Here is a 14,006-nt window from a genome sequence, read left to right as displayed (position 1 = left end):
GTAGTATGAATGGAGGCGGCGAATGGGTTTTCCCAGAGGCTCGCGCACTCCAGTACTCGCCCAAACGCAGGTGAGCTTAACTTCCGTGTTCGGGATGGGTACGGGTGTAACCTCACCGCTCTGGCCGCCTTAACGCCGATTCGCGGAATCGAACCGCGACCATGATCCAATATCGGTGGTCTTGAAACCAGTGTGTAAACGCAATCCAGTTAACGCCTGGACCTCTCACCAGAACGGTGATCGATCCCAGTATGCGGTATGATTGTGTGGCTCGACCTGTTAGTGCTCGCGGGCTGAACGTCTCGTTGCCTTGACGCGTACACCCCGAGTCTATCGAACTCGTCTTCTACGAGTGGTCTCAGCGGCACCTCTTTTCCATGTGGGTTTCGAGCTTAGATGCATTCAGCTCTTACCCCGTGTGACGTAGCTGCCCGGCACGTGCCCTCTCGGACAACCGGTACACCAGTGGTCACCATTCGTAGTTCCTCTCGTACTATACGAACGTTCACGTCAGGTGCCATAGCACCCCCAATAGATAGCAGCCGACCTGTCTCACGACGGTCTAAACCCAGCTCACGACCTCCTTTAATAGGCGAACAACCTCACCCTTGCCCGCTTCTGCACGGGCAGGATGGAGGGAACCGACATCGAGGTAGCAAGCCACGCGGTCGATATGTGCTCTTGCGCGTGACGACTCTGTTATCCCTAAGGTAGCTTTTCTGTCATCAATCTCCCGCATCAAGCAGGATGATTGGTTCGCTAGACCACGCTTTCGCGTCAACGATCCTCGTTAGGAAGATCATTGTCAGCCCATCTTATGCTCTTGCGCTCTTCTCCGAGTCTCCGACTCGGATGAGATGGACTTAGGGCGCGCTCGATATCTTTTCAAGCGCGTACCGCCCCAGTCAAACTGCCCGGCTACCGGTGTCCTCCTCCCGGAGTGAGGGTCACAGTCACTAATGGGTAGTATTTCAGTGATGTCTCGGTGGCCCGCTAGCGCGGGTACCTGTGTAATGACTCCTACCTATCCTGCACATTAGCGACCGTGTCCCAGCGACAGCCTGCAGTAAAGCTCTATAGGGTCTTCGCTTCCCCTTGGGGGTCTCCAGACTCCGCACTGGAACGTACAGTTCACCGGGCCCAACGTTGGGACAGTGACGCTCTCGTTGATCCATTCATGCAAGCCGCTACTGAAGCGGCAAGGTACTACGCTACCTTAAGAGGGTCATAGTTACCCCCGCCGTTGACGGGTCCTTCGTCCTATTGTACTAGGTGTTCAGATACCCGCACTGGGCAGGATTCAGTGACCGTACGAGTCCTTGCGGATTTGCGGTCACCTATGTTGTTACTAGACAGTCGGAGCGTCCGAGTCACTGCGACCTGCCCCTATACAGGGCAGGCATCCCTTATCGCGAACTTACGGGACTAACTTGCCGAATTCCCTAACGTCGGTTGTTCCCGACAGGCCTTGGCTTTCACTGCCACGAGCACCTGTGTCGGTTCTTGGTACGAATCTCATACTCGCCTTTTCACGGGCTCTAGGTACGATCGACTTGCGCTATCCCGTGATTCGTCCGCTTCGTGCCATTACGGCTTCCACGGATTTCCACGGTTCGACTGGGCGAAGGCCCAGCTCGATTGTCCCCAAAGCGTCAGCTTTGAGTGTATGAGAGCACTGGAATATTAACCAGTTTCCCTGTTGTCACATTCGAATTACGGTGTGACTTAGGATCGGCTAACCCTCGACTGATTGGCATTGTCGAGGAACCCTTGCTCGTTCGGCCGTCGGGGTTCTCACCCGACTAACGCTGCTACTATGGCCAGGATTTTCGTCACTATACGGTCCACACGAGTTCTCACCCGTGCTTCCACCCGTATAGAGCGCCAGCCTACGGAATTGCTCGATCAAGAGCATCGTCAGGTCTCGGAAGCGGACTTGAGCCCCGATCATTTTCGGCGCCTCAAACCTCGGCCGGTAAGCTGTTACGCTTTTCTTAGAGGGTAGCTGCTTCTAAGCTCACCTCCCGGCTGTTTAGGGCTTGAGACCACCTTCAATCGCACTTAGTCCGCATTTTGGGTCCTTAACCCGACTCTGGGTTGTCTCCCTCATGGTGCACAGGCTTACCCCGCACACCGGACTCCCTGCATCGACGGCGTTCGTAGGTTTGGAGTTTGACAGGGAGGTCGACGTCTCTCGACGGCGAGTCTCCCAATCGGTCGCTCTACCCCACGAACTACCTCAGCAGAGGTCATGCTTCGACATGTTTCGGCTGGAACCAGCTGTTGCCAGATTCGATGGGCCTTTCACCCCTATACGTAGGTCACGAGAGGGTATTGAAGGACACCAACTCTAACAGGCCTCCACGTGCCTTTCGGCACGCTTCACCTTGCCCACGCATAGATCATCTGGTTTCGGGTCGTATCCGGTCGACTCCCCGCGCTTGAACACGGCGGCCCTGGTAATACTGCGGCCTTGTCGGTTTCCCTACGCCTTCCCCGGTACACGGGTTAGACTCGTCGATCAGATACACTCCCTGGCTCGTTTTTCAAAACGCACGACGCGACACCGGCTTCCTGTGATTCCTACTGCGGCCTTGCGGCCAGGTCGTTTTTCACAGGACCTTTCGTGCCACGTCGCTCCATCGCCACCTGATTTCAGGCCCTATTGCACCTCCCTTCTCGGGGTGCTTTTCAGTGTTCGCTCACGCTACTTGTTCACTATCGGTCTCGAGTAGTATTTAGTCTTGGCAGTAGATGCCTGCCATATTCACGAGGGATATCCAACCCCCGCTACTCTGGAGCTGACGCGTGCTGTACTGGTCTGGGTTACGGGACTGTCACCCTGTATCGTGCTCTGTTCCAAGAGACTTCACGCAGACGGTCGAGCAGTGAGAGTCAGTCCGAACACCACATTGCCCGTGAGGGCTTCGGTTTGGACTGTGTCGCGTTTACTCGCCGTTACTAACGACATCGCGGATTGCTTTCTCTTCCTGCCGGTACTGAGATGTTTCAATTCCCGGCGTTCCCCATTGCGCAAGGCAATTGCGAGAGGATTCCTATTAGGAGATCCGTGGTTCTTACCCTCCGTGCGGGTCCCCACGGCTTTTCGCAGCTTGGCACGTCCTTCGTCGGCACTCGAGCCGAGCCATCCACCAGGTGGCAAAGTAGCCACGCTGAGTGGGACGTTCACTGTTACCTGGTGAAAGGTCCAGTGGACGTCTGGATTGCGTTTACACACGGTTTCATCACGCACCCCGGTAGTCGCCGGGCATACGTTCGACCCTTCCCACCCTCGCTTGCACGGGATGGTGCATCGGTTTTCTTTCAGGATGAAATCGTTTCGTCGTCCCACACTTAAGGGGAGCGATTTGATTTCACCCTGAAGGTACGAACCTCCCTGGGAGTCGAACCCAGACGCCTCTGATATCAGGGCGTTCCAGCATGAGGTTCAGGTTCCGAGCCTTGGTGGTTCTAAAGCGCCCGGACGGACGACGTCGGACGAGTCGATAGTGGGCCAGGCGTGGTGCCTGGTCCCGGTCTGTGGAGGTGATCCAGCCGCAGATTCCCCTACGGCTACCTTGTTACGACTTAAGCCCCCTTGCGAAGCCCAGATTCGACCACCGTTACGGTGGCCTCATCCGGACCTCACTCGGGTGCTTTGACGGGCGGTGTGTGCAAGGAGCAGGGACGTATTCACCGCACCCTTCTGAGGTGCGATTACTACCGAATCCAGCTTCATGCGGGCGAGTTTCAGCCCGCAATCCGAACTACGATCGAGTTTCGGAGATTAGCGCCCTCTCTCGAGGTAGCTTCCCATTGTCTCGACCATTGTAGCCCGCGTGTAGCCCAGCTCATTCGGGGCATACTGACCTACCGTTGCCCGTTCCTTCCTCCAGTTTGGCACTGGCAGTCCTCCTAATGTACCCAGCCAGTCGAAACTGCTGCTGGCAATTAGGAGTGCGGGTCTCGCTCGTTGCCTGACTTAACAGGACGCCTCACGGTACGAGCTGACGGCGGCCATGCACCTCCTCTCAGTAGCTCAGGTAAGCTCATCACACTGACCTTCACTGCATACTGTCGGAGCTGGTGAGATGTCCGGCGTTGAGTCCAATTAAACCGCAGGCTCCTCCGGTTGTAGTGCTCCCCCGCCAATTCCTTTAAGTTTCATCCTTGCGGACGTACTTCCCAGGCGGCCAGTTTATCGCCTTCGCTGCGGCACAGCACGAGCTCGTAGCCCGCGCCAAACCTAACTGGCATCGTTTACAGCTGGGACTACCCGGGTATCTAATCCGGTTCGTGACCCCAGCTTTCGTCCCTCACCGTCGGATCCGATCTCTCAAGGTGCTTTCGCCATCGGCGGTCCGTCCAGGATTACAGGATTTCACTCCTACCCCAGACGTACCCCTTGAGTCTCTCGGTCCCAAGCCAAACAGTATCTGCTGGACGCCTGCTCGTTGAGCGAGCAGATTTCCCAACAGACTTGCCTGGCCGGCTACGGACGCTTTAGGCCCAATAATATCGGTCATCACTCGAGCTGCCGGTGTTACCGCGGCGGCTGGCACCGGTCTTGCCCAGCTCTTATTCGTGAACCTCCCTACGGTTCACAAAAGCGAGGGCACTATGCCCACGCACTCGGAGTCCCCTTATCGCACTGTCGTGCAGTGTAAAGTTTTCGCGCCTGCTGCGCCCCGTAGGGCCCGGAATCTTGTCTCAGATTCCGTCTCCGGGCTCTTGCTCTCACAACCCGTACCGATTATTGGCACGGTGGGCCGTTACCCCACCGTCTACCTAATCGGCCGCAGCCACATCCTATGGCGCCGGAGCGTTTGTACCTCGACCCATTCCAGGAGTAGAGGAGTATCCAGCATTAGCCTCAGTTTCCCGAGGTTATTCTGGTCCATAGGGTAGTTTGGCCACGTGTTACTGAGCTATCTGCTACGAATATGAATTCGTGCAACTAGCATGGCTAAATCGGACTCCGATAGCAATGACCTCCGGCAGGATCAACCGGAATGTCCCGTGCGGATGCACGGGGGTGGCGGAAATTGCGTTCGTCAAATTGCGTATCGGGTCTCGTCCGACGACATCCGACCGGATGTCGCCGAACCAACCAAGGCTCGCATCAGATTCCGTCTTGACGGCGGACCGCAGGGGCGGAATCCTCATACGTGACAGCCAGCACCGGAGACCGGTGCTGACCTTCTGCCCCGGGTGGCCGGGGCGTCCTTCACACCACTTCGTATTGGAGGCAAGTATTTAACCCCCACGAATCGGACTGGCATTGTGAAGCGCCGCCACGTCACCGCGTTATCACGGGGCCGTCCCCTGATTTTGCAAGTGGATTCACGGTTTTGTTTCACGCATGCGTGTGAGTGCAACAGTCGTGGCACTAGCGAGTCGAAATCGGGTCGTTCGACCAGTAATTCGGTCGAAGAGAGCGGTCTTTCTCGGTTCGGGTCGCTGACACGGGGGTCACGCCCCGGACCCCCCTGATTCAGAGTGAAAGATTGGGCAGGTTGAGATCACTCGACGAACGAGGAGAGGTCCGTGTCGTTCGTCTGGTTCCCGCCGTAGTTCACCAGCGTCTCGTAGGTCGGCAGTTCGTCGAGCGAGGCGTCGCGACGGACGGCCTTCACGATGTGCTTCGGGTCGGTCACGAGCCGGTGGAGGAGGTAACTCCCCTGCGACCGGCCGCCGCCGGTCTTCTCGGACTCGATGACCCCGAGGAACGCCTGCTCCTTGAGCTGGCGGTAGAGTCCGTTCTCGGTGACGGGGTCGAGCGCGGCCATCTCGCAGACGCCGACGTAGCGCTGGTACACCTCGCGGGTCTTGTACGTGTCCCGCTCGCCCGTGATGATGCGGCTCGCGAGCGCGTACAGCGCGAGCTTGGCGTGGACGGTCGCCCCGCTGGTCAGTTCCTCGATGCGGTTGACCTCCGCGACCTCCTGGGCCTGCTTGATGTGCTCCTCCGTGACCTCCGTCACGTCGTTGCGGCGCGCGAGTTCGCCGGCCTCCTTGAGGATCTCGATGGCCTTGCGCGCGTCCCCGTGTTTCTTCGCCGCCAGCGCGGCACAGAGCTCGATGGTCCCGTCGGCGAGGACGTCGGGCTGGAAGGCGTCCTGCCGGTTGCGCATGATCTCGCGGAGCTGGGCCGCGTCGTAGGGGTGGAAGAAGAGCTCACGATGGCCGAAACTGCTGTCGATGCGCTCGTCGAGGCTCTCCTTGTACTGGACCTTGTTGCTGATGCCGATGACCCCGATGTACGTGTTCGTCTTGCGCGCCTCGCGTGCGCGCGAGAGTTGCATGAGGATGTTGCTGTTGTCGAGTTTGTCGATCTCGTCGAGGATGACGATGGCCGCGTCGTACGCCGCGTCCAGGACCGCCCAGATGTGCTGGTAGTACTCCATCGTCCCGACGCCCCGCAGGGGGATCTCGGCCTCGTAGTCGGTCTTCTCCTTCAGGTCGAGGGCGAGCTGTCGCGTCGCCCGCGTCTCCGTGTTCGCCTCCGAGCAGTCGATGTAGAGGACGGTGCAGTCGATGTCGTTCGACTCCGCCGCTCGCTGGGCCCGGGTCGCGACGTGGCGCGAGATGAGGCTCTTGCCGGTCCCGGTCTTCCCGTAGATCATCACGTTGTTCGGTGGGTCGCCACGGACGACCGCCCCGACCTCGTTGGCCACGGACTGGATCTCGTCGTCGCGCCCGACGATCCGGTCCTCGTCGGGGACGTGGCCGACGTGGAGCAGCTCCTTCCGGGCGAAGACGGGGTCCTGGTCCTGGAAGAGGGGGTCCCCGCTCGTCTGCTCGGACATATCCCACTGGTTGAATCGTCTACTAATAAAAACCACGGAACCCGCTTCAGACTGAAAACGAGTAGTCTCAGAGAGTTTCCGTGTCGATTTTCGCTTTCTCGTGGGAGTTCAGAACGGACCAGAGGCAGAGTGAAACCGCGACCTGTGTCGATTCCCGGTCGACGGGACGAGTCGCCACCCTCACACCACCCCATTTAGTCCACCGGTTGAGCCGAGATTAGAACCCCACCTACCAGATTTCTTACCGTGGTTTTCGCCCCCGATTTGCGTCAGACGCACGTCTGACACACACACACCCCTGATTCAGAGTGAAAACGGCTCCGAAGGAGGGGTGGGTCGACGAGCTGGCGTCCCTGTCGAACCTCGTGCAGACTGTATCTCCCGGAATTTCTCCATCTACAGCCATTCACTCTCTCGTTCTCTCTTTCTTACTAGAATAAATACTAGTCGGGATTGGGAATTTGAAGTAACTAATCAAGCTTCGGGTACCAGCACCTGATGCCGCTACAACCAGCAAAAAATGCCGCAAAAATTTTCCACTACACCTTCGGAGCCGTTTACACTCTGAATTGGGGGAGAGGGTGTCCCACCCTCCCCCATATCTCGGCCGTTCGGACGACCTACCAGTGAGATGACGTTGATTCACGAGGTGGTGTGAAACCACCCACATCGCGGGTGGTTCTAGACCACCTACTACTAGACTAGGACTAGCACTAGCTAGCTAGCAAGCAACAGCTAGCAGCAGACAGCAACAGCACGGCAACAGCTGGCCGCGACAGCTGCCGCGCCAGCTGGTGTTGTGTCCGGTATCGGTCGGTGTCCGGTATCGTGGTGGCTAGTCTGGTCGCCTTCGTCCTGTTGTTCTCTTCCCGTCGTCCTGCGGTCTTCCTCGTCCCCGTTTCACTCGTGGTCTCGTGGTCTTCGTCTTCGTCTCTCCCGTTCCCCTACGTCTCCCTCACCACCCGTCACCACCCTTCCACTACCCGTCTCCCGGTGTTCGTCCATCCCCAGTGTCACCCCAACCTCCACCCACCCGTTCGTCGACCTCGTCCCTCGCTTCCCCACTGAGACGCTCTCCGCGGCGTTTTCACTCTGCATCGGGGGTGTGTGGGACTCTCACTTGACCACTCATGCACTACTCCACGAGAACGGTCGTCGGTCCACAACTCATACAAAAAAGCGTCGTTTTCACTCTGAACGAGGGGTGTGTCTCCCGGTCGAGTCCCGCGTGTTCGTGGCCCGGTTTTCCACGCATTTGAAGAGCGTCAAGCCCCCAATCTGGTATGATGAATTACGACGGGGACACTGCGTCGTCGGCACTCGTCGCGGGAACCGGGACCGGTGAGACCGACGTGGAGTCCACGTGGATCAGTGCGGGCCCCGGCGACGGCGCCCTGTCCCGGGTGGACGCGGTCAAGGACGAGGTCGTCCGCCGGTGGGACGTCATCACGCCGAGTGCGACCCTCATCGGCCGGGCCGACAGCCCCGAACACGACCTCAGCGAGAGCATCCGCCGTCTCCACGACGAGCAACACGGCGCGATGGCCGGCCACAGCGCCCGGATGCACCAGCTCGACAAGCTCCGCATCACTCACGCGCTCTCGTCCGCGCTCGACGTGACCCGCTGGGAGCGCGACTGCGCCCTCGGCATCATCGGCGAGATCGACCTCACCGCGTTCGGGAGCCAGCGCGCCATCCCGAAGGTCGCCCTCGTGGTCCTCCGGTACGTGGTCGACCGGGAGCGCCAGCACCAGCTCGGCCTTGACGACCAGGAGGCGGTCGCGAGGCTCACGCCCGACGAGATGGAGTCCCTCTACGACCGGTTCACCTCGCTCACCGAGAACGAGACCTACCAGGAGCTGCTGGACGAGCACGGCATGACGACGACCAACGTCAACCGGCTCACCCGCGTCCTTCGCGAGCAACTCGCCGAGCACGACCTCGAGGGTGCGGTCCTCGGCCGGGACCCCTTCCGCGACCCGAACCTCCCCGCAGTGGGCGAGACCCCACGCGACGAGGGCGAGCGACACGCCTGGACCGACGGCTGGGGCGCGGAGGACGGCGATGACGGAGCTTCCGGCCCCGACGAGTGAGCGAGCCGCCGCGATTCCTCTTTAAGTTGTTCTGGTGACAACGGCTCATTGTGAAGCATTCTGCGGGAGACTACACCCACGAGCCACTGCCGTCGCTCGTGTGCTCGAGAGCCGGATGAGACGAGAACGGTGTCGCCGGGCGCGTCGCTCGTTTAAGTTATTCTGGTGACAACGGCTCGTTATGAAGCATTCTCCGGGGACCAGACACCGTGAGCGAGAGCCATCTCTGTCGCGGGTTCGCCCGGTTCGTCCACGCCCGCGACGTGCTGGGCGGTCGGCGGAGGGGTCGACGCTCCGGGCTGGCGTGTCGCGGCGCGGTGCTCGGGAGGGGTCGACCTCAGAACGTGTAACCGTCGTTCTGGTCGTCGTTCATCGCGGCCGGGTCCTGCTGGTCGGCCACGGAGCGGTTGAACAGCCCTTCGTCGATCTCGTTGCGCGGTTCGTCGTCCTCGGTCGGGCCGTAGGCGGAGATGCCGCGGGTCAGGAGCTCCTCGACGGCCTCGTCGCGGTTCAGGAAGTCGCCCTGGTTGACGAGCCGGTCGATCTCGGCGTCGAGGTTGTCTGATATCGAGACTTCGGTCTTTGGCATAGCGAGGGCTTGCCAACCAAGGAGTGTTAATGCTCGGGTTCGCGCCAGCCCAGTCGCGCGGGAAATGAAGGTGAAGTTGTACGAGTGGGGGACGGGGGTGTCCCGAGAAATCGGTCGATTTCACGGGGTCTGGACCGTCACACTGTTGTGACGGTGGCTAGCCAGGCAAACCGGCGAAGATCGTGCTTTCGCTTCGCTACTAGCACTAGAACACGGGGCTCCTGCCCAGTGTCTCCACTAGGGAGAGGGGCAAGCGGGTGACGCAGCCGACGTGAATTATCGTGGCCTAGAGAGGTGCCTCTCGGTAGAGTGGGTTCGTCACACGGGGGCTAGTCGATGACCGTCACAACACTGTGACTGGACGACTCGATACCATCGAGGCGGTCGAGTCGCCGGAACAGTTCGTCGGTGAGGATGAGCAGGTCGGACCCGCGGCGTTCGACGATCCTGGTCTCGCCACGCCCGAAGTCGTCGAAGATCTCCCTGACCCGCCTGACCGTCTCCCTGTGGTCCGACCCGTCGTAGGCGGCGAGCATCTGCAGCATCGTCGAGGTACTGACGGCCCACCCGGCCGGAATCGACGTCGCGTAGGTCCGGATGTTGTTCGCGAGGAACCGGGCACGGTCCTGGTTCGGCCCGAGGAACTGGTCGGCCGCTTCCTCCGAGAAGACGGTGACGTGTTCCAGTGGCGTCTCCAGTCTGTAGTGCTCGCCGGTGTCCGGGTCGGTCACCTCCGTGCCGGTCTCCATCTCCTCGATCTCGTTCTTCAGCTCCTCGATTCGGCCCTCGACGTCGCTCATGCCGGGCTTGGACTGGATGGCCTTCCCGATGGGCGCGCCTTCGACGCGGAGGCTCTTGATGGGGTCCGAGTCGTCGCCGACCTCGAAGGTCGGCTGGGATTCGAGGACCGTGACCCGCTTGCTGAGGTCCTCGTTCCGCTCCTGCAGTCGCTGGTTCTCCTCGCGGAGCTGCTCGTTCTCTGCCTCGAGTTCGGCCGTCCTGGCCTCGAGGTCATCGATGCGGTCGCGGAGCGATTCGAGCGTCTCCTCGAACTGGTCTGCGAACTCTGCTCGCGTGCGTTGGGCTGCGTCGGTCATTGTCGGATTCGGTGGCCTGGTACAGACAGCCCCAGCAATCCGTATTGGTGGTAGTGACGACGAGAACAGACACGTACGACCGGAGGATTTTTGATTCGCACCTCCGATGTTGTACATGTAAGCTCCCATCAAATCCCGAGTCCAAACGAGATTCACAGGGGCTTTCTGGCCGGTGTTGGCGCACCGGCTCACGATTTCTGAGGTGAACCCAGAACCGCTTAGTTACGAGTGTCTCGTGGCGGTACTATAAAACTTCGTGAGCGGCTGCTCGGGGCCGGGGGCGATGGGCTCCCCTCGTCCCCGTCCGCCCACTACGGTTATACCCGGCCGCGCAGAACGACGGACACGAATGCCGCCCGCCGACGCGTTGCCCATCGACGAGGCAGCCAGACTCTGCACCGACGTCATCGACCGCGTGAACGAGGCCGTCATCGGCGAGCGCGACTTCTTCGAGACCGTCCTCACGGGCGCGCTGGCCCGCGGCCACGTCCTCCTCGAGGACGTCCCGGGGACCGGCAAGACCCTGACCGCCATCGTGCTGGCGCAGGCGCTGGGCCTCGACTTCTCGCGCGTCCAGTTCACGCCGGACCTCCTCCCCTCGGACATCACGGGCTCGCACGTCTACGACGAGCACGCCCGCGAGTTCGAGTTCCAGGCGGGCCCCATCTTCTCGAACGTGGTGCTGGCCGACGAGATCAACCGCGCGCCGCCGAAGACCCAGGCCGCCCTCCTTGAGGCGATGGACGAGAAGCAGGTCACCGTCGACGGGACGACCCACCAGCTCCCGGGCCCCTTCTTCGTCATCGCGACCCAGAACCCGGTCGAGCAGGAGGGCACCTTCGAACTCCCCGAGGCGCAGCGCGACCGCTTCGTCGTGAAGACCAGCATGGGCTACCCCGACAGGGCTGGAGAGCTCGAGCTCATCGACCGGCGCTCGAACCGCCACACCCAGATGCCCTCGGTCGGGGCGGCGCTCACGCCCGACCAGGTCCGCCGGCTGCAGGAGACGCCGGAGACCGTCACGATGCACCGGCAGGTCCGCGAGTACGTGGTCGACCTCGCCCGAGCGACCCGCGAGGACGAGCGCGTCGAGGTCGGCGTCTCACCTCGCGGTATCCAGCGGTTCTACGAGGCGTCGCGCGCCCACGCCGTCGTCGCGGGCCGGGACTACGTCGCCCCGGAGGACGTGAAGTTCGTCGCCCGCGCCGTGATGCAACACCGCATCGTCCTCACCCCGCAGGCCAACATCCAGAACGCGACGACGGAGGACGTGGTCTCGTCGGTGCTGAACCGCATCGAGGTGCCCGCGGTCTCGCCGTAGCACTGCAGCACCGACCGCCAAACCCTCGAACCGCCGAGAGAGGGTCCAGAGAACGGACAGAGATACCCGTGGCTCGTGGGTGTAGTCTCCCGCAGAATGCTCCACAATGAGCCGTTGTCACCAGAACTACTTAAAGAGCCGACGGCCAGCCGGGGAGTCTCCAGACCGAGACCACGACGAGACCGTCGAATCTCCGCCCACCAGCTCCCACTCACCCGTCACGAGAACGCAGGAGACAGCCGCGGCTCGCGGTGTCTGGTTCCCGGAGAATGCTTCACTACGAGCCGTTGTGACCAGAACAACTTAAAGCGCTGCTGCCCTCCGAACCTCGCGCTGTCTCTCCTCGCCTTTCCTCGCCTCTCCCCCGCACCCCCTCTCCACTCCTTTCCACTCCTCTCTGCGCGCTAGCGTCGGGCCCCCCGCCGCCGGCTGCGGCGGCGCGCGTCGCCCCGGCGCGGCCGGTGTGTCTCGCCGCCACCGCCCCCACCCGCCCGCCCTGTGCGCCTGCGGCTAGCCGCGCAGCGCGGCGACGAGGGCGACCACGCCCCCGACGGCGGCCACGACCCCGACCACCGCGGCGGTCGAGCCACCCACCGGAATGCGCTGCCCGGCCAGTACCGCGAGGGGCACCACGGCCGCGACGCCGACGAACCCGCCCGCGACCGCGTGGACCAGTTCGGGGCGGTGGGTGGCCGCGTCGTCGCCGAGTTCGGCCCCGAGGACCGTCCCGTAGCTGGCCACGTCCCAGACGACGAGGCCGGTCGCGACGGTCCCGAACAGCACGAGTGGGGGCACGCCGCCGATCCCGGCGAACAGCGCGGCCGCCACCAGCCCGCCCCCGGCCACCGACGCCGAGGCGGTCCGGTCCGAGACGAACCCCATCCCGGCGACCATCGAGAACCCGAGCAGCACGCCGAGGAACCCGGCCGCGAGCGCCACGACCAGCGCGAGCACGACGACCGTCGGCGAGGCCGCGTCGGCCCCCGCGGTCAGCACGCCGGTCACCGCACTCGGTACCTCCGCCAGCACGAGCGAGAAGGCCTGCTCGCCCATCGCGAGCACCAGCCCGGTCACCACGGCACCCCCCGCGAGCCGGGGCGCGACCGCCCCGGCGGTCTCGCGGAGGTTCCGGCGCGCGAGCCGGGTCACCAGCCCGACGACGAGGACGAGCGCGGTCGCGAGCACCGCGACCCCGAACAGGACCAGCCGGAGGGGCTGTGCGGTCGTGACCGCCCGGACCAGCTCCAGCACGGCCGGGGACCACGAGAGCATGGGCGCGACGCCGGCCACGACCTGCACGACCAGCAGGACCGGGAACGCGAGCATGGCGAGCACGCCGACGGTCCGGAGCCGGCCCGCGACCCGCGCCAGCACTTCCGACACCTGCTGGCGGTCCTCCCGGTCGACGAACTGCGCGAGGGGGAGTCGCGCGAGCGCCGCCGCGGTCGCCATGCTCGCGACCGACACCAGCAGGGTGAACCCGGCCACCTCCGGGCTGGCCTGCCCGGGCGAGAGCAGCGCGTCGACCCCGTCGCCGGTCACGTCGTTCGCGACGCCCACGACCTGGTCGAGGAGCGCGAGGTCGGTCAGGAAGAGCACGCCCGTCGCCAGCACCGGGAGCGAGAGCGTCTCGAACAGCAGGCTGGCGGTCCGGAACACGCTCCCGTTCCCGAGGCCGCCCGTCGGCGCCGTCGCCGCCCCGAACACCGCGAACACCACCGCCAGGGCGGTCAGCGCGCCCATCAGTACGACGGGTAGCGCCCCACCCCGGACGGCCGGGAGCGCCACCGCCGCGAGGAACAGCACGGCCAGGACCGGCAGGACCAGCGTCGCGAGCAGGTCCCCGAGGGGGGTCCGCCGGGCCGCGAGCGTCGTGACGCCCGCGAAGACGAGGCCGGCGACGACGGCCGTCCCGACGGCCGCGACCTGTCCCGTCCCGGCCGCGAGCAGGGCCACCCCGACGAGCGTCCCCAGGACCGCCAGCAGCCCACTGGTGCGGGCCGCGGGCTGGCTCCGGCGCTCTCGCTCTTCCTCGCGGCGCTGTCGCTCGAGGCGTACCGGGTCGTCGGGTCGTGGGTCGGGGGTTCCAGGCATGGT

6 protein-coding genes and 3 rRNA genes are annotated in these 14,006 nt (G+C 62.9%); 2 read left to right on the top strand and 7 right to left on the bottom strand.

The features are described from left to right. Positions 1-10: 10 nt before the first annotated feature. The 4 genes from rrf to NOV86_RS12305 all read right to left on the bottom strand — a co-directional run bounded on the left by rrf (position 11) and on the right by NOV86_RS12305 (position 6,809). Positions 11-132: ribosomal RNA gene (gene rrf, locus NOV86_RS12320) — 5S ribosomal RNA — on the bottom strand. A 129-nt stretch (positions 133-261) separates the two neighbouring features. After that, a 23S ribosomal RNA gene (locus NOV86_RS12315) occupies positions 262-3,177 on the bottom strand. 364 nt (positions 3,178-3,541) lie between these two features. Then, positions 3,542-5,014: ribosomal RNA gene (locus tag NOV86_RS12310) — 16S ribosomal RNA — on the bottom strand. The 16S, 23S and 5S rRNA genes sit together here, the layout of an rRNA operon. Positions 5,015-5,522: 508 nt before the next feature. Further along, positions 5,523-6,809 carry a Cdc6/Cdc18 family protein gene (locus NOV86_RS12305; protein WP_267641691.1) on the bottom strand — a complete coding sequence of 429 codons (1,287 nt, stop codon included), beginning with the start codon at positions 6,807-6,809 and terminating at the stop codon, positions 5,523-5,525. Between the two features lie 1,283 nt (positions 6,810-8,092). On the opposite strand from NOV86_RS12305, the gene NOV86_RS12300 reads away from it, so the two are divergent. Further along, positions 8,093-8,902 carry a DNA-directed RNA polymerase subunit epsilon gene (locus NOV86_RS12300; RefSeq protein WP_267641690.1) on the top strand — a complete coding sequence of 270 codons (810 nt, stop codon included), beginning with the start codon at positions 8,093-8,095 and terminating at the stop codon, positions 8,900-8,902. 337 nt (positions 8,903-9,239) lie between these two features. On the opposite strand, the gene NOV86_RS12295 is transcribed toward NOV86_RS12300, so the two are convergent. Both NOV86_RS12295 and NOV86_RS12290 read right to left on the bottom strand, forming a co-directional pair. Beyond that, the gene (locus NOV86_RS12295) at positions 9,240-9,491 is read right to left on the bottom strand and encodes a ribbon-helix-helix domain-containing protein (protein ID WP_267641689.1); all 252 of its coding nucleotides are present in this window, start codon (positions 9,489-9,491) and stop codon (positions 9,240-9,242) included. 329 nt (positions 9,492-9,820) lie between these two features. Then, complete coding sequence (locus NOV86_RS12290; RefSeq protein WP_267641688.1) at positions 9,821-10,588, bottom strand: hypothetical protein; 768 nt, start codon at positions 10,586-10,588, stop codon at positions 9,821-9,823. Between the two features lie 349 nt (positions 10,589-10,937). On the opposite strand from NOV86_RS12290, the gene NOV86_RS12285 reads away from it, so the two are divergent. Next, positions 10,938-11,909 carry an AAA family ATPase gene (locus NOV86_RS12285; protein ID WP_267641687.1) on the top strand — a complete coding sequence of 324 codons (972 nt, stop codon included), beginning with the start codon at positions 10,938-10,940 and terminating at the stop codon, positions 11,907-11,909. 510 nt (positions 11,910-12,419) lie between these two features. On the opposite strand, the gene NOV86_RS12280 is transcribed toward NOV86_RS12285, so the two are convergent. Further along, positions 12,420-14,003, bottom strand: coding sequence for a DUF7519 family protein (locus NOV86_RS12280; protein WP_267641686.1), 1,584 nt, complete (start codon positions 14,001-14,003; stop codon positions 12,420-12,422). Between the last annotated feature and the right edge of the window lie 3 nt (positions 14,004-14,006).

The sequence above is a fragment of the Haloarchaeobius amylolyticus genome (assembly GCF_026616195.1).
GTDB lineage: Archaea > Halobacteriota > Halobacteria > Halobacteriales > Natrialbaceae > Haloarchaeobius > Haloarchaeobius amylolyticus.
The sequence above is the reverse complement of the archived record's forward strand: the minus strand, read 5'-3'. Positions and strand labels throughout refer to the sequence as shown.

Coding starts and splice junctions, on each gene's coding strand:
- NOV86_RS12305 (WP_267641691.1), bottom strand. CDS start 6,809: ATGTCCGAGCAGACGAGCGGGGACCCCCTCTTCCAGGACCAGGACCCC.
- NOV86_RS12300 (WP_267641690.1), top strand. CDS start 8,093: ATGATGAATTACGACGGGGACACTGCGTCGTCGGCACTCGTCGCGGGA.
- NOV86_RS12295 (WP_267641689.1), bottom strand. CDS start 9,491: ATGCCAAAGACCGAAGTCTCGATATCAGACAACCTCGACGCCGAGATC.
- NOV86_RS12290 (WP_267641688.1), bottom strand. CDS start 10,588: ATGACCGACGCAGCCCAACGCACGCGAGCAGAGTTCGCAGACCAGTTC.
- NOV86_RS12285 (WP_267641687.1), top strand. CDS start 10,938: ATGCCGCCCGCCGACGCGTTGCCCATCGACGAGGCAGCCAGACTCTGC.
- NOV86_RS12280 (WP_267641686.1), bottom strand. CDS start 14,003: ATGCCTGGAACCCCCGACCCACGACCCGACGACCCGGTACGCCTCGAG.